The following is a 21331-nucleotide window of genomic DNA, read 5'->3' as shown; positions in this document are numbered from 1 at the left end:
ATAACGTTATGTTTACAGCTGAAAGCCAAGTATTGCAGCGTCACCTAGCAGTATTCGCAGCAAAGCGAATACTGTTTTTAGGCAATGTACAAGATGATTTTCCTTATGAATGCCAACAAACTGCGCAGCAAGTGCGAGTAGTCAGTAGCTATTTTGATTATGTCAAACGAGCAAAATTAGCAACCACTTTTGCTTTGCAAGCGGAGTATCAAGGCGAAGATTACATTGTTTTCTATTGGGGAAAGAATAAACAAGAGTGCCAATTTCAATTACAGCAAATCTTGTCACAAGCGCCAGTAGGGCAGAATGTATTAATTGTTGGGGAAAATCGTAGCGGTGTGCGTTCAGCGGAAACTTTTTGTGCGGAATTAGGAGAGATTGCCAAAATTGATTCCGCACGACGTTGTAGTTTGTACCATTTTACCTTACAACATATTCCGACTTTTGATGTAGCTAAATGGTGGCGGCAATATCGTGCGGAAAAACTAGCGGATCTTTCCATTTACGCTTTGCCGGGAGTATTTAGTGCAGCTGAATTGGATCAAGGTACTGCATTGTTATTAAATACTTTAACAGAGTCGATCAGTGGTAAAGTGTTAGATGTTGGTTGTGGAGCCGGCGTGATTGGTGCATATCTGAAGAAACGTAATCCTAGAATTACCTTAACGATGACGGATATTCACGCAATGGCGATCGCTTCAGCAACGGAAACATTGCTGCAAAATCAGCTAGTCGGAGAAGTATTTGCTAGTGATGTATTTTCAGAAGTTACGGATAAATTTGATTTAATTATTTCTAATCCACCATTTCATTCCGGGTTAGATACTGCATATGATGCAGTGGAAAATTTAATTCGTGAGGCGAAGAATCATCTTAATTTTGGTGGCGAACTACGCATCGTTGCGAACGCTTTTCTCCCTTATCCTGATTTATTGGATCGTTATTTTGGCTCGCATCAAGTATTAGCGAAAACTGGGAAATTCAAAGTCTATCAAGTGTATAAGCGGAAATAGTGTATAAATTCACCTTTATGCGCTATTTTTCAGACTGCCGACAAATCTAAATTTTGTCAAAACTCTATAAGATAGCTTTGGGTTCCCTCTCACTCTTGCCCGAATGCAAATAAGATTTTCAGGGCAAAAAAAACTGTCAATTTTTCGAGCTTGCGAGAAAAATCTCTTTTTTTGCCGCCCGGAAAATCTTATTGGAATGAGGATTAGCAAGAGTGCGAGGGTGTGCTTTCTTTTGCTTCATTTTCTTTGCACAAGCAATGACAAAAAGCGTTAGCTTTTTGAACGTTGCTTGCAACAACCCGTAGGGTGAGTAAGTGAATGAAGTTCACTTGCGAATAATATGAAGTCGCCCTTTAGGGCGAAACCTAAATTTTAGATAAGAAATAATTTAGCTAAAAGTTTTATAATTGACTTTGTCAATAAGCTGAAATAGCGTATAAATTCACCTTTATACGCTATGTTTTTAGCTTAGCTTTTCATCAATTAATTGATATAACAGCTCAATATGATCGCTATCAGCATTTAAGGCTGGAATATAACGATAACTCTCGCCACCAGCTTGCAAAAAATAACGTTTATTTTCTTGCGCAATCTCTTCTAAGGTTTCTAAACAATCTGCGGCAAAACCGGGACAAATAACAGCAACCTTTTTGATGTTTCGCTTAGGTAAACTCAGCAAAGTTTCATCGGTATAAGGTTGTAGCCATTCCTCTTTACCGAAACGTGATTGGTAACTCAGTGTCCATTGATCATTTGATAAATTCAGCTGCTGAGCCAAGGCGTCAGCAGTTTGTTGGCAATGATTAGGGTAATAATCCCCCTCCTGTCGATAACGTACAGGAATACCATGGAAAGAGATCAACAAGTGTTCATCAGCTTGCTTATATTGTGCTACTGACTTTGCTAAAGCAGCGATATATAGAGGATGATTGTGGTAAGAAAAAATCACATCAAACGGCAAGATACAGCGCTGTTGCTGCAATGCTTTATAAAAGGTATCTAACACAGAAGCTGTCGTAGTACTGCTATATTGCGGATAAAGCGGTAATAAGATTATTCGTTCAACTTTAGCTTGATAGAGTTTAGTCAATGCTGCGGTAATAGATGGATTACCATAAGTCATTGCCAGCTCCACCACCACATTTTGCTGTTGTAAGTCAAAACGTTGTTGTAGTGCTATTTTCTGTTGCTGACTAATTGTCAGTAAAGGAGACCCTTCAGCTTGCCAAATTTGTTGATACAGTTTCGCGACACGCGGTGCACGTTTTGGCAAAATTATCAAATTAAGCAAAGGCAGCCATTGCCAACGTGGTAAATCAATCACACGAGGATCAGTTAAAAATTGACGTAAATAGCGTTTTACGGCGGTAGTTGTTGGTTTATCTGGCGTACCTAAATTTACCAATAAAACGCCAATTTTAGTTGCAGACATAATTACTCTTTGTTTTGATCCAATACAGCTAAGGTCAAACGGCTTTGACAACAAAGACGTTGTTGTGAGTCTGTAATATTAATTTGCCAAACGTGTAAGGTTCTACCAATGTGTAATGGCGTTGCTCGCGCCACTACACGTTCGCCCATTTTCATTGCTTTGAGGTGATTGGCATTGATCTCCACACCAACAATGCCTTTACCCTCTTCACAAGCACAAAAACCTGCATAAGAACCAACAGTTTCAGCTAATAGTGCTGAAGAACCGCCATGCAGCAACCCTACTGGTTGGCAATTACGATGATCTACGGTTAAGGCTGCTTCCATCCAATCATCGCCATAAGCGATAAATTCAATCCCAAGTTGTTCGGCAGCAGTGTTTTTGTTTGCTTGATTTAAGTCTTCAAGCGTAAATTTTTTTTTCCAAATTTCCATTAATTTAAAATCTCCAACAATCCTTGTAATGGGTGTTTACTAATTTGGTGTTGCATACGTTTCACTTGACTACGGCAAGAATAACCAGACACTAAACAGTGATCTAAGTCTTTATCTTGCAATTTCTTCTCCCAAGAGAGCTGATAGATCGCTTTTGACGTTTCTTCGTGAACAGTTTCATGACCGAATGTACCTGCCATACCGCAACAACCGACGGATACTACTTCTAATTTTTCACCAAATTTAGCAAAAATGGATTGCCACGCTTTGCTACTATTTGGTAATAAACTACTTTCCGTACAATGTGGGAAAAGATACCAAGTGTGCGGATTTTCGTTTTCAGAATGACGTGTTTCAATAGAAGTTAATACTTGTGACAGCCATTCTTGAGAAGTTAAAACAGCGAAATTACCGCGTTTTTCACCAAGTACTTGACGATATTCATCACGATAAGAAAGCACAACAGCAGCATCAACACCAACTAAAGGTATGCCGAGTTTGGCAATTCGGTTTAATGCTTCCGCCTGTTTACGCGCAGTTTTACTAAAACGAGTTAAGAAACCTTTAACGTGTTGTGCTTTACCATTAGGTTTAAATGGTAATACGATTGGGTCAAAACCGAGTTTTTTGCTTAAACGGACAAAATCAGCTACTACTTTTGCATCATAAAAAGAGGTGAAAGGATCTTGCACAATAAAGAGCATTTTTTCTCGTTGCTTAAGCGGTAACTGTTCTAATTGTTCTAATGAACGATCTTTATAATTAATTTCCACTAATTGTTTTTGTAGCGATGGTACAGAAAGTTGTGGCAATGCGACCATACCAATATATTTACGCGCTACTTGTTCTACTAGTGGATTTGTGGTGATTGCATTAAAAAATACAGGTGCTTTAGCCATTAATGGCGCGACATTTTCCACATTAGCAACCACATAATCCTTAATTGGACGAGGGTAGCGATGATGATAAAGGTAAAGAAATTTCGCTTTAAAGTCTGGTACATCAATTTTAATTGGACATTGGCTAGCACAGGCTTTACACGATAAACAAGTATCCATTGCCGCTTTGACTTCGTGTGAAAAGTCATCTTGATGTTTTTTACTGAAACGATTACGCAATTTTTCCACTAAATCAGTTAATTTAATCTCATTTTTTCTGAAATCTAACTGTTCAGCGGAAACATTGGCTTGTGCTAATAAACGTAGCCATTCACGCACTAAGGCAGCGCGTCCTTTTGGTGAAAAGACACGATTACGACTAATTTTCATTGATGGGCACATAGCGCTGTCCACATCAAAATTGAAGCATAGTCCGTTACCATTACAATTCATTGCACCGGCAAATTGATCTTTAATGGCGATTGGAATTTGACGATCGTAATCTGCACGCATTGGTGAAAGTACTTCAAATAATTTGGCATCAGAATCTAATGGTGTACAAATTTTACCTGGATTTAAGCGATTTTCTGGATCAAAGAGTGTCTTGATTTGTTGTAGCACGTGCCATAATTCATCACCAAAGAATTGACGACTATATTCACCACGCACACCTTTACCATGTTCTCCCCAAATTAATCCGCCATATTGTTGCGTTAAATTCGCTACTTGGTCAGAAATAGATTTAAATAACTTCACTTGTTCAGGGTCGCAGAGATCTAATGCAGGGCGAACGTGTAATACACCGGCATCAACGTGTCCAAACATTCCGTATTCTAACTGATGTTTGTCTAATAAAGCACGAAAATCAGTAATGTAATCTGCGAGGTTTTCCGGCGGTACACAAGTATCTTCAACAAATGGAATTGGTTTTGCGCGACCTTTGGCATTACCTAATAAACCAACCGCTTTTTTGCGCATCACATAAATTTTTTCTACTGAAACTAAATCAGTGCAAACTTGGTACCCAATAACATCATTTTGTTGATTAGCGATCTCTTGATCTAAATGTTGGCAAAGTTGCACTACTTGCTGTTGTTGATATTTTTCATTATTGCCAGCGTATTCAACGATATTTAACCCTAAAATCGGCGAGTTATCTTCTTCTTTTAGTAAGTCGGAAACCGAATGCCAAATAATGTCTTGTTTCGCTAAATTAAGCACTTTGGAATCAACTGTTTCTACGGAAAGCGCTTTAGCGGCAACCATTGCTGGTGCATGGCGTAATGCAGCATCAAAGGAACGATATTTAATATTGATTAAAGTACGATATTGCGGAATTGGTAATAGGTTAAGTTTGGCTTCACAAACAAAAGCAAGTGAACCTTCTGAACCAGTTAAAATACGACTTAAATTAAATTGAGCAAGTTCAGCATCAAATACATGATTGAGGTCGTATCCGGTGATAAAACGATTTAATTGTGGTAATTGTGTCAGAATTTGCTGACGATGTTGGCGGCACAATTGTTCGACTTGTTGGTGAATTTGTTTACCAGTTTGCGAGAGATTGGTTTGTGCAATATTTTCAGCAAAGTTATCACAGCTAATTGCTTGTGTATCAAGAATATCTCCATTAATTAACACTGAACGTAATGCAATCACATGATCAGATGTTTTGCCGTATTGTAATGATCCTTGCCCGGAAGCATCGGTATTAACCATACCACCGATAGTAGCGCGGTTACTGGTGGAGAGTTCTGGAGCAAAAAATAAACCGTGAGGCTTAAGAAAACGGTTTAATTGATCTTTAACAACACCTGCTTGTACGCGTACCCAATGTTCTTTTACATTTAATTCGAGAATTTGGTTCATATGGCGGGAAAGATCCACAATAATGGTGCTATTTAAAGATTGACCATTGGTTCCTGTACCGCCGCCTCTAGGGGTGAATTTGAGTGATTTAAATTCATCACGTTGGGCTAATTTAGTTAGCCTTACGACATCAGCAACTTCTTTCGGAAAAAGAATTGCTTGGGGTAATTGTTGATAAACACTATTGTCGGTAGCGAGAGAAAGTCGATCTGCGTAATGGGAGGCGATATCACCGAGAAATCCTTGTTGCCTTAATTGAGTAAGATATTGATTTACTAATGGATCGAGTTGTTGCTGACTCGCCAAATAGGGAATGATCATAGTAATTCTTTACCTCTGTATATTAATTTGTTTGCATAAATGGTGTTTATACTAACATAAAAATCCAGAAAGGAATGCGAGATCCCTTGTTTAGGAGTGGATCTAAGTAAAAATTTTAAAAAAATAAAAGCACAAAAGATGATTGATAACTTTTTAATCTAAAAAAGTTGATTTTTTAAACAAAAATAGAATAAATGTTTGATTTTAAGTTGATCAATAGCGATAATATGCGTTACCGAATAAGTGAGCTGGATCTCATTTATTTTGGGGAGAGGTTGATGTTTACCATGTCTTTTATGTAAATGTAACCTCAAAAATCTCATATAGATAATAAATTCAAGAGGATTTTATAATGAAAAAGACTGCAATCGCATTAGCAATTTCAGGATTAGCATTCGTATCAGTAGCACAAGCAGCTCCTCAAGCAAATACTTTCTACGCTGGTGCGAAAGCTGGTTGGGCATCATTCCACTATGATGTAAATCAATTCGATAATGAAAAAGGTGGTTCTTACGGTATTCATCGTAATTCAGAAACTTACGGTGTATTTGGTGGTTACCAAATTACTGATAATTTCGCTGTTGAAGCAGGTTATGATTTCTACGGTAAATTAAGAATGCACCAAGATGATGTTCGTGTGAGACATACAGCACACGGTTTAAATCTTAGCTTAAAAGCAAGCTACCCAGTAGCATATGTTGATGGCTTAGATGTTTATGGTCGTTTAGGTGCTGCTTTAATCCGTTCTGATTATACTGAGCACGAGAATGGTGTTAAAACCGAATCAGAACATAAATTAAAAGTATCCCCAGTATTTGCAGCTGGTGTTGAATATGCAATTCTTCCAGAATTAGCAGCACGTTTAGAATACCAATGGGTTGCTAAAGTTGGTAAAGTAAGTCAATTTAATGATGATGTTTCATACAGCCCAAGCATTGGTTCTGTATCTTTAGGTCTTTCTTACCGTTTTGGTCAAGGTCAACAAGCTCCAGCTCCAGCAGTTGAAGTTGTTAACAAGAAATTTGCATTAAGCTCTGATGTATTATTTGCTTTCGGTAAAGCAAACTTAAAACCAGAAGCAGCACAATCATTAGATAACTTACAACAAGAAATTTCTAAAGTTGGTTCTTTATCATCTGTTGAAGTTGCAGGTTATACAGACCGTATTGGTTCTGACAAATATAACTTAAAACTTTCTCAAGACCGTGCTAACACTGTAGCTAACTACTTAGTTTCTAAATCTGTATCTCCAGATGTAATTAAAGCAGTTGGTTATGGTAAAGCAAACCCTGTAACTGGCAACACTTGTGATGCAGTTAAAGGTCGTAAAGCATTAATCGCTTGCTTAGCACCAGATCGTCGTGTTGAAGTTTCTGTAAGTGGTCAACACCAAACAACAGTTGAAAAATAATTTAATTATTTTCTAAGCTGCCTATGTGGTAGCCGATCAAAAAGCCCCGAATTATCGGGGCTTTTTCTTTATGTTTATACTGCCTATGCGGCAGTAAAGTTTTGATGGTTACAGTTATTGACACAAGTCCGATTTCTAAGCTGCCTATGCGGCAGTAAAGATTTAGCAACGAATGCTGTTAGCGGTCTTGGTTTTCTAAGCTGCCTATGCGGCAGTAAAGGTTTTGCAACCGAGTTTGAAATCAAAAAAGCATTTCTAAGCTGCCTATGCGGCAGTAAAGTAGAAAGATTAGCTGATTTTGTTGTCATTGATTTTCTAAGCTGCCTATGCGGCAGTAAAGTTGCAGAGCAATATCACCCCATTATTCCGATTTTTCTAAGCTGCCTATGCGGCAGTAAAGACCCATTTGTAGAATTTTCTTGTGCATAAACATTTCTAAGCTGCCTATGCGGCAGTAAAGTAGATTGTTAAAGAGCTTTATCCTAGTAATAACAAGGGATAGCGTTTATACGGTAATGGTTACCCCTTTTTTTGTCAATGATATAAATCTCTTTTAAATCAAAAAGTTATATATAGTCTAAAAAATAGGGTATGAAATGGAGATAATGCTAAAAGATAGATGAAGGACAAAATAAGGTCTGGGGTTGAGAAAGATAAGAAAGCTATATCCTAACTTAAGATATAGCTTTAAAAAGTGAGAAATTGAAAATAAATTTAGATTAACTATTTGCCCCAAACTTCTTCGCTGATTTCACGAATAAATTCGAGTTTTTTCCATTGTTGCTCTTCAGTTAATACATTGCCTTCTTCAGTTGAAGCAAAACCACATTGTGGACTTAAGCAAAGCTGATTGATATCAACATATAGCGCAGCCTCTTTAATACGTTCAATAATGGCATTTTTATCTTCTAATTCGCCGCTTTTTGAGGTAACAAGGCCTAAAACAACTTGTTGATCTTTAATAAAACGTAGTGGTTTGAAATCACCTGCACGATCACTGTCATATTCTAAGAAGAAACCATCAATTTTGCAGTGTCCAAATAAAGTTTCTGCTACTGGTTCATAGCCACCAGAAGAGAACCAAGTAGAGCGGAAATTACCACGACAAATATGCATGGTAATAGTCATATCAGCTGGTTTATCTTTAATTGATTCATTAATTAAATTCACATAAGTTTTAGCAAGCTGATCGACATCAATACCGCGAGCGGTATAAGCAGCACGTTTCTCTTCGGAACATAATTCACCCCAACTAGTATCATCTAATTGTAGGTTACGGCAACCTAATGCATAAAATTTAGCAATAGCGTCACGATATGCTTGTGCTAAGTCAGCTAATAGTTGTTGTTCATTATCTTTATATAAATCAATTGGCTGATAATCTGTTTCACGGACTAGACAAATCAAGTGCAACATACTTGGTGATGGAATAGTGAATTTCACTGGATAATCACCAGCAATTTTTTGCAATGAACGATAATGTTCTAGGAAAGGATGTTCGCCAAAACCAATTTTACCTACAATTTTTAATGTTTTTGGACGCACATTGTGATGTTTAAATTGTACAGAAAATTGTTTAGCATCGACTTCTTGAACACCTTCTAATGCAGCTAAAAAGTCCATATGCCAGAAAGTACGACGAAATTCACCATCAGTAACAGCATGTAATCCAACTTGTTTTTGGTGTGCTACTAATTTACTGATTTCTTGATCTTCTACTGCGGTTAGATCGGCGCAACTAATATCGCCACATTGGCATTGGCTGCGTGCTAATTTCAACGCTTCTGGGCGTAAGAAACTACCAACAATATCGAAACGATAAGGGGCTTTAGTACGTTGTGTTGCATTTGGGAATAATTTACTCATTTTAAACCTCATAATTATTAATAAATTGGACGTTTAGATGTCTAGACATAAAATACTGCACTTTAAATCAGGAATCAAGGCAAAGCTTAATAAAAAAGGCGACTTTTGCCGCCTTTAAAAAGAAGTGTAGATAATTTATTCAGTGACTTCATCATCACTGTTTTCATCTTCATCACAGACACGCTCAATACTAACAACTTGTTCTGTATCAGAAGTGCGAATTAAACGAACACCTTGTGTATTACGTCCTACCAGACTAATTTCAGCAACGCGGGTACGCACTAAAGTACCAGCATCAGTAATTAGCATAATTTGATCGTTTTCTTCGACTTGAGTTGCGGCAACTACTTTACCATTACGCTCGCTTACTTTGATTGAAATCACCCCTTTTGTATTCCGGGATTTAGTTGGATATTCAGTCAACTCGGTACGTTTTCCGTAACCATTTTGCGTTGCAGTAAGGATTGCACCATTTGTTTTTGGTACCACTAAAGACACAACTTTATCAATAGTTAAATCAAGTGTTTGTTCATTGTCATCACCACTTTCATCACTATCATTTTCTTCATCAGAAATTTCATTGGTCAATGCCAATTTGATACCTCGTACTCCAGCAGCGGTACGACCCATCGCACGCACAGCATTTTCATCAAAGCGTACTACACGACCTTGGGCGGAGAAGAGCATAATTTCATTGTTACCTTCAGTAATATCAACGCCAATTAATTCATCATCTTCACGTAGATTTACTGCAATAATACCGCTTGCACGAGGACGACTAAATTCAGTTAAAGCTGTTTTCTTGACTAAACCACCAGCCGTAGCCATAACAATAAACTTATCTTCGGCATATTCTTTCACAGGAAGAATTGCCGTAATACGTTCATTCTCTTCTAACGGTAATAGATTCACAATTGGACGCCCTCTTGCACCACGGCTTGCTTGTGGTAATTGATAAACTTTTAACCAATATAGGCGACCACGGCTTGAGAAACAGAGAATGGTATCGTGGGTATTAGCCACTAATAATTTTTCAATGAAATCTTCTTCTTTCATCTTCGTAGCTGATTTACCTTTACCACCACGACGTTGAGCTTCGTAATCTGAAAGTGGTTGATATTTTACATAACCTTCATGCGATAAGGTAACTACAACATCTTCAGGGTTAATTAAATCCTCAAGATTAATATCACCGCTGCTTGCTGTAATTTCAGTAAGACGAGCATCATTATATTGGGCTTTAATTTTTTCTAATTCTTCGCGAATAACTTCCATTAAACGTTCTGGACTATGCAAAATATGGAGTAGTTCAGCAATGACATCTAATAAAGATTTATATTCATCTAGAATTTTTTCATGCTCTAAACCGGTGAGTTTTTGTAAGCGTAAATCTAAAATAGCCTGTGCTTGTGCTTCGCTAAGATGATATACCCCATCGCGGATACCTAAATGGTCATCAAGATCTTCTGGGCGAGCTGCATCAACACCAGTCGCTGCTAACATTGCTGCGACATTGCCTAATTGCCAAGGTTGGGCAAGTAAGGCTTCTTTCGCTGCGGCAGGGGTTGGTGCGGTACGAATTAATTCAATAATTGGATCAATATTAGTTAAAGCAATTGCCAAACCTTCTAAAATATGTGCTCTTTCACGTGCTTTACGTAATTCGTAAATCGTGCGACGAGTAACAACTTCACGACGATGGAGTACAAACGCTTCAATCAATTCTTTTAAGTTTAATAATTTAGGTTGTCCATGATCGAGAGCAACAATATTGATACCAAAAGTAACTTGTAATTGAGTTAATGCATAAAGATTATTTAAAACAATCTCACCGACAGCATCACGTTTCACTTCAATCACAATACGCATACCATCTTTATCAGATTCATCACGTAAACCGCTGATTCCTTCAACTTTCTTTTCTTTAACGAGCTCAGCAATTTTTTCAATTAAACGTGCTTTATTTACTTGATAAGGAATTTCATGAACAACAATGGTTTCACGACCTTTATCATCGGTTTCTATTTCTGCTTTTGCACGAATATAGATTTTCCCACGACCCGTTTTATAAGCTTCTTCGATCCCCTTTTTACCGTTAATAATTGCAGCAGTAGGGAAATCAGGACCTGGAATATAGGTCATTAATTCATCAATCGAAATTTGATCATTTTCGATATAGGCTAAACAACCATCAATTACTTCGCCAAGGTTATGTGGTGGAATATTAGTTGCCATCCCAACAGCAATCCCACTAGAACCATTAACCAGTAAAGCAGGGATTTTCGTTGGTAACACTTCAGGGATCATTTCTGAACCATCATAGTTTGGCTGATAGTCCACAGTTTCTTTATCTAAATCAGCAAGCAATTCATGGGCGATTTGCGTCATTCGAGCTTCGGTATAACGCATTGCAGCAGGAGAATCACCGTCAATTGAACCGAAGTTTCCTTGACCATCTACTAAGGGATAACGTAGTGAGAAAGGCTGTGCCATACGTACTAAAGTATCGTAAACCGCTAAGTCACCGTGTGGGTGATATTTACCGATAACATCACCAACGATACGTGCTGATTTACGATAAGGTTTATTGTAGTCGTTACCGCCTACTGCCATGGCAAAAAGTACACGTCTATGTACTGGTTTTAAGCCATCACGTACATCAGGTAACGCACGACCGACAATGACTGACATGGCATAGTCGAGGTAAGAAGACTTCATTTCTTCTTCGATATTAACGGGAATAATATCTTTTGCTAAATCGCTCATTTAGACATTTCCTATGGTTTGAATTTTGTCAAAAACGGTCGAGAATTATAGCACGAAAAGCCTGATATCCATAGGAAAAAGCTGTATTAATTCGACTAAGAACTAAGGTGGAAAATACTCAAGAACAGTGATAATTGGATCACTGTTCTTAAGCCAAATCGCTATATTTAGATAGTGGTGATTTTATACTGATAGGTATCGTTAACAGGGATAAATTCAAAAATACGATTGATACACTCAGGTTGATCTTCTTGATGATGAGAAACAAAAAAGAGCTGGGTATCGCTATTAGTAATAAGTTGATCAATAAAGGTTAATACTAAATGGCGATTGAGTGCATCTAGTCCCATTAAGGGTTCATCTAAGATTAAAATAGGCGGATGTTTTACTAAAGCACGCGCAATTAATAGTAAGCGTTGTTGTCCCCAAGACAGTGAGCGAAATGGTGCATTGGCAAATTTTTCCATATCAATACGTTTTAACCACTGCAGTGCATTTAAACGTATATTTTCATCAATATGTTGATAGACACCGATAGAGTCAAAATAGCCAGAAATAATCACCATTAATGCGGAACAGTTAACGCGATAGTCCAAATGAAAATGGTTACTTAAAAAGCCGATATATTGTTTAATTTCCCAGATGGTTTCACCGCTGCCTCGCTGTTTGCCAAACAGTTTTACTTTGTTATTAAAAGCCTGTGGATGATCGCCATTAATCAGCGAGAGTAGTGTAGATTTACCACAACCATTTGGACCTTTAATCCACCAATGTTCACCTTGTTTTACCTGCCAATTAAGATGGTGCAAAATAGTTTTCTCGCCATACTTCACTACAACATCTTGTAAATCAAAAATAGTTTGTAAATTAGCTGGCAACTTAATCGCAGGCATTGCTGCTTGCGGTACAGGAACAGTAATGGCCTCTTCGGCATAACATAACTGTTGAAAGATATCGCTGTTGAGCATCTCAGCTGCCGATTGTTGCGTAATTAATTGGCATTGATGTAATAAAGCGATTGAGTCTGCCCACTCAGGAATGTCGGTAAGACGATTGATAACTAACACAATAGTCAAATGTTGTTTTAGTTGATGCAATAAGGAGAGCCATTGTTGTTGAGAAGCTGCATCTAACCCTTCGAAAGGTTCATCTAAAATCAATAAATCGGGTTCGGCAATTAATGCTTTCGCAAGTAAGATTTTGCGAGCTTCTCCAGTAGATAATAATTTAAATGGACGATCTAAGTAAGCAGTGATGCCAACTATATTCGCAATCTGCATTAACTTTTCAGCAGGATAAGATTGGTTTTCAAGCATAATTTGTCGAGCTGTTTTGCCTTGATCATCAGGGCTAACACTATCATTATTCAAATCACGAAAAATTTGTTCTAACAAAATTTGCTGTTGTGCTAAAGAAACCAGACTGATGTTTTTGAAATCATTGCTATATTTTCCAGAATAAGGTGCTTGATGTTGGCTAATAAATTTACTTAAAGTGCTTTTTCCGCTGCCGTTATGACCAACAATTACGGTGAAAGAGAGTGGGGTAATTTTAAATTGTGCTATTTGTAACCACTGTTGCGAGGTAATTTTGATTTTTACTTGATCTAGTTGAATTTGCATTTTGTCTGTCTAACTTGTTGATAATAATAGCAGTGTACTCAACTTTGCCTTTCGATCAATTAATCGGAAAAAAAATTGTTGAATACTGTATTAATATACAGTAAATTATACTGTATAAATAAACAGTATTAACTGTGAAGATTAACTGTACAAGTATTAATTGAAAGTGGAGATGGCTATGCAAATGCGTATTGATAATGTGTTCGAGTCAGAACAAAAATATTCTTATCTTCCATTACCGTTGTATGATGATAATCCACAAAAAGAGTATTTCAATAAACGGAGTAACGTTCATTACCGTATGGATCTCAATTTATATTGTATTAAGAAACCACAAGAAACTTTCTTTTTGCGTGTGATCAATGAGAATTTAACTGCGTGGGGAATTGATACTGGCGATATGTTGATCATTGAAAAAACGAATGAAATACATATTGGTGATTTAGTGGTGATTGAGCAAGACAACGGTTTACAGTTATATGAATTTTTTGCTGAACAAGAAGGAAAGTTTGTCTTTTTCTCATTAGATTCACGTTATCCGAATCTTAAAGTAACACTGATGAGTGAACTCAATATTCAAGGTACGGTAGTGAGTACAATTCACCGTTTGCAGAAACGTAGAGTTGCATAATCTGATAACATCAGTAGAAAGTGGAAAACTGTAACAAGATAGTTGCAGTAGAGAAGTTGCAGTAGCTGCAGTAGGAAAATTACAGCAAAGAAGTTCGCGTAATAGACACAAAAGGGAAATCTTTTACTCATTAAGCTAAGAAATCACGATAAAGAATTTACGATGAAAAAGCCGCTTTATTTTAAATTAAAAGCGGCTTTTTTGGCTAGTAAGACGAAGTAGTAGAGTAAATTGCAGCAATATTGTAATGACAACAATATTAATGTCTGGCACCAAAAGGTGGTTTTGCTAACCAAATCACTACGAACAACAACATAAAAGCAATCGCAGAAATATAGAAAATTTCATTTGCCCCAATAATCAACCCTTGTTGTGTAATTTGATTGGCTAACAATGCTGCTGTTTGTGTATCGCTCAACCCTTTTTCAGCCATAGTTTGGAAATATTGCTGCGACATTGGGTTATAAGGAGTGATACTTTCCACTAACTGCCCATGATGTAAAGCTTCGCGGTTATACCACATAAATGTAGTTAATGAAGTACCAACCGATCCTGCTAATGTCCGCAAGAAATTAAACAAACTTGAAGCAGAGGCAGTTTCCTCTGGTTTTAATCCTGATAAGGTGATAGTGGTTAACGGCATAAAGAAACAAGCTACCGCGATCCCTTGAATAAATTGTGGTAATGCAACAGCAGCAAAATTCATTTCAGGTTCAAAGGTAACAGCACGCCAGTGGAAGGTAAATGCGTAAACGAAGAAACTAATAGTAACCAATAAACGCATATCCACTTTATAACCGAAACGCCCAATGATCGGTGAAAGTAACAGTGGGAATAAACCAATCGGCGCTGTTGCTAACCCAGCCCAAGTAGCGGTATAACCATATACTTGTTGTAACAATAAAGGAATTAATACCACTGAACCGAGATAAATTAAAAACGCCAATGAAGTACAGATACAACCTACCGTAAAATTACGTTTCGTGAATAATGCAATATCGACAATTGGATGTTTTTCACCTAATTCCCAAATAATCAGTGCAATTAAACCAACTGCAGCAATAATCGCTAATACTATGATTTCTGTCGAATTGAACCAATCTTCTTCATGTCCTCTATCTAGCATTAATTGTAATGCACCGACACCAAGGATCAACAGAATCAAACCAATACTATCAATTGGTTGTTGATAGGTTTTTGTCTCTCGATCACCTAAAGTCATTTGTGTGAAGACAATCACTAAAATCCCAACTGGAATATTAATAAAGAAAATCCAGCCCCAATGAAAATCATCGCTTAACCAGCCACCTAAAATTGGCCCACAAATTGGTGCTACTACAACGGTCATTGACCAGAATGCCAACGCCATTGCACGACGTTGCGGAGGATAATTATTCAATAATAGACTTTGTGAGAGCGGTACGATCGGCCCAGCTGCCAGTCCTTGCACAATACGACAAGCAATTAGCATATTTAATGAATGTGAAATACCACAAAGCCATGATGCAATAACAAAGATTAGTACAGAAACTAAGAATAATTTGACTTCACCAAAACGACGAGCGAGCCATCCAGTAATCGGAATCGCGATCGCATTAGCCACCCCAAAAGAGGTGATTACCCACGTCCCTTGTGTACTGGAAGCACCCAGGTCACCAGCGATAGTTGGAATAGCTACATTAGCAATGGTTGAATCTAGGACTTGCATAAAAGTCGCTAATGCAAGCCCTAATGTCATCATCACTAATGCACCGCCTTTAATCGGCGTTGTATTCATCTTTACCTCCTAATCAATGACTATTTTGTTGAATAATTTCAATAATCTCTTGATTAATTGGCGCTAGATCATAATTCAGAGTGTCTGTCGCGTAGCGTGTTTCTGCTTTGCTATCTGTTGGTAGCACAGCACCACTACTGTCAGAAGTATTCACTTCTACGGTTGCAGAAAGACCAATTCTTAATGGATATTTTTGTACTTGTTCAGGATCAAGTTCGATACGCACAGGTAAGCGTTGTACAACTTTAATCCAGTTACCAGTTGCATTTTGTGTTGGTAGTAAAGAGAAAGCACTACCAGTTCCAGCATCAATACCTACAACTTTTCCATCGAATTCGACATTATCACCATAGAGATCAAATACAACCGTTACAGGTTGTCCTAGGCGAATATTTTTTAATTGTGTTTCTTTAAAATTGGCATCAATCCAAATTTGATCTAGTGGTACAACAGCCAACAAAGGTGAACCTGCTTTAATGCTTTCACCCACTTGCGCACTGCGTTTAGCCACATAACCAGTAACAGGGCTTACAACTTTAGTACGTTGTAAATTTAACCAAGCCTGGCGAACATTATCAGCAGCTTGAATCACATTTGGTTGTTGCTCAATAGGTGTATCTAACAATAATGCTTTCGTTGCATTAAGTTGTTCTTGTGTTGCTTCTAGATCGCTTTTTGCCATAGTGACAGCATCAACAGCGTGTTGAAAATCTTCTTTTGATACAGCGCCTGTTTTATTTAAAGATTGACGGCGCGCAAGATCTTCTTCTGCTTGTTTTAAAGCAATTTTTTTAGCAGATAAAAGAGAAGTTAATTGTTTTTCAGTAAAAGCAAGTTGGCTTGTTTTACGTACTACGTCTGCTAAAGTGTGTTTCGCTTGAGAAAGTGCCAATTTGGCATCAGTATCATCTAGCTGTACTAATACGTCGCCTTTCTTCACTAAACTGGTGCTTTCAGTGTTTAACTGAGAAACACTACCAGAAACTTGCGAAGAAACTTGAATAATATTGCCAGCAACATAGGCATCATCAGTTTCAGTGAAATCTTTCACGAAAAAAAGCCAATAAACGAAACTGATTATTGAAATAAGGAGTAATAAAACAACGAAGGAAACAAGATGTTTCCTTCTGGTTTTATTACGAACAGCATTTTTTTTGTCTTGTTCGGAATTCTCTGACATGTTACGACCCTAAATACAAAATTATATTCTATGGTGGAGGTTATATTCTTCCAATCGTTTAGAGAGTTTGAGTAATAAACGGCGTAGAGTTTGGATCTCTTTATCAGTTAAGACACTAAAAATAGAACCCATCAATTCCCATTGGTGAGGGAAAATTTCTTTTAAGAATTCGTGGCCTTTTTGGTTGATACGTAAACTAAAACAACGACGATCTTCTGGAACGCTAATACGATCGATCCATCCTTTGCCAACCAATTCGTCAGAAATACGGGTTGCGTTAGTACGTGATGAACCTAAGATCTCACTAAGACGAGAAGGTTGAATCTCGTGATTAGGTTGAAGATAGGTAACAATTAAAGCTTCAAATAGAGTGTGATTAAGACCAACTTCTTTAAGAAGATGGTTGCGGTGCTCAAGATAATTACTATTTACATTGAATAGTAAGCGTACCAGAATGATTTGCTCTAATGGCATATTAGGAAAATCTTCAGAGTACATCTTGAGTACGTTATCAGTGTCGGATAACAATTGATTAACCATAAATTACCTCAGTTAATAGTGTTAAGTGGAACAGTAAATGTCGGAATAATAACTTATAAAATTATATTTGGTCAAGTGGATTAGCACGTCAGAGAATCACTGGTAATAATAATGAATGTGAGAAAATAATATAAATACCTATAAATAGGTATTTTCAAGGTTTGGTAAAAATGTTAAGCAAAACATAAGGTTACCTATATTGTGAAATTTTCTGTTTTATTTCTGTTAAATATTTTTTTCGATCTTGATCACTAATAATATGAATATCACCGAAGAAATAATGTTTGATGTTGGTAATACCGCAGTAATTAAACAATCCATTGATTAAAGTAGCATCTAATGCTTTTATAAATCCTTGTTTTTCATATTCTTGTACATTATTACCTATTGTTACAATTTGTAACATTTTTTTATCATTTAATAGTCCTCGGCTACCAGTTTCATCAGTTTCATAAGCAAAACCATGGCTAAGAACACGATCTAAATAACCTTTTAGAATAGCAGGGAATCCCATCCACCATAATGGATAAATTAAGGTAATCAGATCAGCTTGCTTAATCAGCTGCTGTTCTTGTTGTATATCAGCGGGGATATTGCCTTGATTAATTTGCTGAAATTCGTCCCACGTTAAAATCGGATTAAAACCTAGTTGGTAAAGATGACGAACAGAAACTTCTATTCTTTTTTGCTGAGAAGCTTCAACAACAGTATCTAAAATCGCATGGTTAAAACTTGCATCATTTGGGTGAGCATAGATAATCAAATTGTGCATAATGTACTCCATAATGAGAAAAACCAAATCACGAATACTATTGTAATGATTTGCCGAGTACAAGAGTTAATATCAAGAATTTTATTTCCTGGTGTTATAGATAAGGCAAAGAAAATAATGCGTAAGAGGAATAATGGGATGTATTGAGTTTCCTAACGACTTTGTTATATTGAAAAACGAAAGATGATCAAGCATACTTTCTTTTCTTACATTGAGTTACTGCTGAGGAACCTGGTTATGACTGATGAATTTTATCCTGATAATTATATCAAATATCATAATACAACGCTTTTTATTGTTTGGATTTCGCATTTAGGAATTTTAATTTGGTATGCAATTTTAATTTATGATCAGTTTAAGACCCATCCTGGTCCTGAGTGGCTTATTACCGTAGGATTCAGTAGCGCTGCTGTTAGTATTTTGATTGTTGTCTATAATTACTTTCGTTTGGATACAAAAAAAGTAAAAGATATATGCTTCCTTATATATATCATCCTGCACTCGAAGTACCTTTCACTACATTAAAAGTTTCATCTGCTAAATTGTCACAAGATAGCTTAGCAAAGGCTTTTTTCTTTATCGTACTTGGCGTTTGGTATGGTGAAACATTTGAATACATATTTATCATTTTACTTTCAGGTCTTGGTCTCTGTACGCTTAGAATGTTACTTGTGACGAGAACTTATTTGAAAGCACTCAGAGAAGCGAATGAATTGATGAATCAGCTTCCTAAGCGAGGAATGAAGTAAGTAAGATTAATTTAACAATTTAGAGCTTTTTTGATGAGGTTGTTTGTAATAAATCAGACAACCTCATTATTTTTGGCACTATCACAAAACAGATCGTTAATAGTCAGATAGATGATGATATTAGTTTTTTATTCATGTATTTTTCGGTATAGTAGCGCAGCTTATTGCTAGGTGAAATGAGGAGAACGCAATGAAAAAGCATCACATTGACACATTAATTGCTGAATCGGATGTGAAGTCAAGAATTAAAGAATTAGGTGCAGAGATAACACAATATTATCAACATAAACAAAGCAATGGCTTATATGTAGTTGGTTTATTAAGAGGTTCGTTTATGTTTATGGCGGATCTCGTTAGAGAAATTAAATTGCCATTGGAAGTAGATTTTATGACAACCTCCAGTTACGGCAGTGGCATGACTACCAACCATGATGTGAAAATTGCGAAAGATCTTGAAGGTGATATTAAAGGCAAAGATGTTTTAATCGTCGAAGATATTATTGATACTGGTTATACCTTAGATAAAGTGCATCAAATTTTATCATTACGCGAACCTAATTCACTAACTATTTGCACATTATTAGATAAACCATCTCGTCGTGAAGTGGAAGTGAATGTAGATTGGGTTGGTTTTACAATTCCAGATGAGTTCGTAGTTGGTTATGGTATTGATTATGCTCAACAATATCGTCAATTAGGCTATATCGCGAAAGTAGTATTAGAAGAATAAAATATTCTTATGGAGGAATGACTTAATTTGTCATTTCTCCTAAACCTCGTTTAATTTTTGGTGCAAAAAATTCATAATCCACCAAAAAAGCATCATGACCAAAATCAGAAGTAATTTCTGCATAATATAAATCAATGTTTGCTTTTTCCAATAATTGTCTGCTTTTTTCTAAATCGATTAATTTAAATAACTGGTCATTGGTGACTGCGACTAAGGTATATTTTGCCTTAATTTGTGATAATGCCTCTGTTACATTAGCAAAACCAATAGCGGGATCATATAGATCTAAAGCACGTGTTAGCTGCAAATAACTATTGGCATCGAAGCGATCCAAAAACTTTTGCCCTTGGTAGGTTAAATAAGATTCAACTTGAAAATAGTCACCTAAGAAATTTGTATCTTGTTTAATGGCACGTCCAAATGCTTTGGTTAATTGTGTATGAGTACGATAAGTCAACATTCCTAACATTCTGGCAGTTGCCAAACCTTGTTCAGGATACTTGCCTTGATAATAATTGCCTTGATTAAAGTTTGGATCATGAACAATCGCTTGTCGCATTACGTGATTAAAACCAATCGCTTCCGCACTCATATAAAGTGATGAACAAAGATTTACCACATAATCCATAAAATCAGGATAACTAATTGCCCATTGGGTAGCCTGCATTCCGCCAAAAGAACCACCAATCACTGCATGTAAATGAGAAATATTGAGCTGATCTAACAACGCTTTTTGCACTTTAACAATATCTTGTACGGTAATTTGTGGAAAATCACCGCCATAAGGTAAACCTGTTTCAGGGTTTACGCTCATTGGGCCAGTTGTACCCTTGCAACCACCCAACACATTAGAACAAATAAAGAAGTATTTATCGGTATCTAATGCCATACCCGGCCCCATAAAATTTTGCCACCAACCTTTTTGGCTATTATCGGAGAAATAGGGTTCAGCATCGCCGGTTAAAGCGTGACAGATCAGAATGATATTATCTTGTTGCGGATTGATTTGCCCATAAGTTTGATAGCAAACAGTAATATTCTTCAGTGAACCACCGAGCGTAAGTGTAAGCGCGGAATCTGTGAATAATGTAAGTTGTTGCGCAGGCATATAACTTCCTAAAACAGCGATTATTATTATAGTGAATAGGTGAATAAGTTAACGAGCAGTGAGGATGATGTCAAGAAATTTTAGATGTCTAAACATCTAGAAAGTAAAACGTCTAAACGTCTAACTAAAAAATAGCTAAATGTGAGAGGAAAAGCTGCACATAAAATACACATTAATGGCGGTGCGCACCTTTTATTTTATGATCTATGTCATAAAAGAAAAATTTTCATCA

At 36.8% G+C, this 21331-nt stretch carries 16 protein-coding genes and 1 CRISPR repeat array; of the genes, 5 read left to right on the top strand and 11 right to left on the bottom strand.

Annotated elements, in window-relative coordinates; genetic code table 11:
• Positions 1–8 precede the first annotated feature (8 nt).
• On the top strand, positions 9–1013 hold the full coding sequence (gene rsmC, locus NYR30_RS06075; RefSeq protein WP_066422234.1) for a 16S rRNA (guanine(1207)-N(2))-methyltransferase RsmC: 1005 nt from the start codon (positions 9–11) through the stop codon (positions 1011–1013).
• Positions 1014–1476: 463 nt separating this feature from the next.
• Here the strand turns inward: rsmC and hemH are convergent, their stop codons facing one another.
• The 3 genes from hemH to ydiJ are packed head-to-tail and all read right to left on the bottom strand — an operon-like array spanning position 1477 to position 5947.
• Complete coding sequence (gene hemH, locus NYR30_RS06070) at positions 1477–2445, bottom strand: ferrochelatase (RefSeq protein ID WP_302502332.1); 969 nt, start codon at positions 2443–2445, stop codon at positions 1477–1479.
• 2 nt (positions 2446–2447) lie between these two features.
• The gene (locus NYR30_RS06065) at positions 2448–2879 is read right to left on the bottom strand and encodes a hotdog fold thioesterase (RefSeq protein ID WP_066105379.1); all 432 of its coding nucleotides are present in this window, start codon (positions 2877–2879) and stop codon (positions 2448–2450) included.
• Positions 2879–5947 carry a D-2-hydroxyglutarate dehydrogenase YdiJ gene (ydiJ, locus tag NYR30_RS06060; RefSeq protein ID WP_302502329.1) on the bottom strand — a complete coding sequence of 1023 codons (3069 nt, stop codon included), beginning with the start codon at positions 5945–5947 and terminating at the stop codon, positions 2879–2881. The genes NYR30_RS06065 and ydiJ overlap by 1 nt, the downstream gene beginning before the upstream one ends.
• A gap of 352 nt (positions 5948–6299) precedes the next feature.
• On the opposite strand from ydiJ, the gene ompA reads away from it, so the two are divergent.
• Positions 6300–7358 (top strand): porin OmpA, encoded by a 1059-nt coding sequence (ompA, locus tag NYR30_RS06055; protein ID WP_302502328.1) that lies wholly within the window; start codon positions 6300–6302, stop codon positions 7356–7358.
• Positions 7359–7429: 71 nt separating this feature from the next.
• Positions 7430–7818: a CRISPR direct-repeat array (repeat unit 28 nt; unit sequence TTTCTAAGCTGCCTATGCGGCAGTAAAG).
• Positions 7819–8081: 263 nt separating this feature from the next.
• Here ompA and NYR30_RS06050 read toward each other — a convergent pair.
• The 3 genes from NYR30_RS06050 to modF all read right to left on the bottom strand — a co-directional run bounded on the left by NYR30_RS06050 (position 8082) and on the right by modF (position 13612).
• A complete protein-coding gene (locus tag NYR30_RS06050) occupies positions 8082–9224 on the bottom strand; it encodes a 5-methyltetrahydropteroyltriglutamate--homocysteine S-methyltransferase (RefSeq protein ID WP_302502327.1) in 1143 nt (380 codons plus the stop codon).
• Between the two features lie 135 nt (positions 9225–9359).
• Complete coding sequence (gyrA, locus tag NYR30_RS06045) at positions 9360–11990, bottom strand: DNA topoisomerase (ATP-hydrolyzing) subunit A (protein ID WP_302502326.1); 2631 nt, start codon at positions 11988–11990, stop codon at positions 9360–9362.
• 167 nt (positions 11991–12157) lie between these two features.
• Positions 12158–13612: a molybdate ABC transporter ATP-binding protein ModF gene (gene modF, locus NYR30_RS06040; RefSeq protein WP_302502325.1), complete on the bottom strand. Its 1455-nt coding sequence runs from the start codon at positions 13610–13612 to the stop codon at positions 12158–12160.
• 178 nt (positions 13613–13790) lie between these two features.
• Here modF and NYR30_RS06035 point away from each other — a divergent pair, with 178 nt between their 5' ends.
• Positions 13791–14243, top strand: coding sequence for a LexA family protein (locus NYR30_RS06035; RefSeq protein WP_302502323.1), 453 nt, complete (start codon positions 13791–13793; stop codon positions 14241–14243).
• A 259-nt stretch (positions 14244–14502) separates the two neighbouring features.
• Here NYR30_RS06035 and NYR30_RS06030 read toward each other — a convergent pair whose 3' ends face one another.
• From NYR30_RS06030 to NYR30_RS06015, 4 genes are all read right to left on the bottom strand, one after another.
• Complete coding sequence (locus NYR30_RS06030) at positions 14503–16020, bottom strand: DHA2 family efflux MFS transporter permease subunit (protein WP_302502322.1); 1518 nt, start codon at positions 16018–16020, stop codon at positions 14503–14505.
• Positions 16021–16033: 13 nt separating this feature from the next.
• Positions 16034–17200 carry an EmrA/EmrK family multidrug efflux transporter periplasmic adaptor subunit gene (locus NYR30_RS06025; protein WP_302502320.1) on the bottom strand — a complete coding sequence of 389 codons (1167 nt, stop codon included), beginning with the start codon at positions 17198–17200 and terminating at the stop codon, positions 16034–16036.
• 21 nt (positions 17201–17221) lie between these two features.
• Entirely contained in the window at positions 17222–17740 is a 519-nt protein-coding gene (gene mprA / locus NYR30_RS06020; protein ID WP_302502319.1) for a transcriptional repressor MprA, read from the bottom strand.
• A 190-nt stretch (positions 17741–17930) separates the two neighbouring features.
• Complete coding sequence (locus tag NYR30_RS06015) at positions 17931–18512, bottom strand: NAD(P)H-dependent oxidoreductase (RefSeq protein WP_302502317.1); 582 nt, start codon at positions 18510–18512, stop codon at positions 17931–17933.
• Between the two features lie 473 nt (positions 18513–18985).
• Between NYR30_RS06015 and NYR30_RS06010 the strand changes: the two genes are divergently transcribed.
• Both NYR30_RS06010 and hpt read left to right on the top strand, forming a co-directional pair.
• On the top strand, positions 18986–19261 hold the full coding sequence (locus NYR30_RS06010; RefSeq protein WP_302502316.1) for a hypothetical protein: 276 nt from the start codon (positions 18986–18988) through the stop codon (positions 19259–19261).
• Positions 19262–19451: 190 nt separating this feature from the next.
• A complete protein-coding gene (gene hpt / locus NYR30_RS06005) occupies positions 19452–19991 on the top strand; it encodes a hypoxanthine phosphoribosyltransferase (protein ID WP_302502314.1) in 540 nt (179 codons plus the stop codon).
• Between the two features lie 22 nt (positions 19992–20013).
• Here the strand turns inward: hpt and metX are convergent, their stop codons facing one another.
• Positions 20014–21099, bottom strand: a complete 1086-nt coding sequence (metX, locus tag NYR30_RS06000; RefSeq protein ID WP_302502313.1) for a homoserine O-acetyltransferase MetX — start codon at positions 21097–21099, stop codon at positions 20014–20016.
• Positions 21100–21331 lie beyond the last annotated feature (232 nt).

This window comes from Gallibacterium salpingitidis (genome assembly GCF_030517105.1).
In the GTDB taxonomy this organism is placed as follows: domain Bacteria; phylum Pseudomonadota; class Gammaproteobacteria; order Enterobacterales; family Pasteurellaceae; genus Gallibacterium; species Gallibacterium salpingitidis.
The sequence above is the reverse complement of the archived record's forward strand: the minus strand, read 5'-3'. Positions and strand labels throughout refer to the sequence as shown.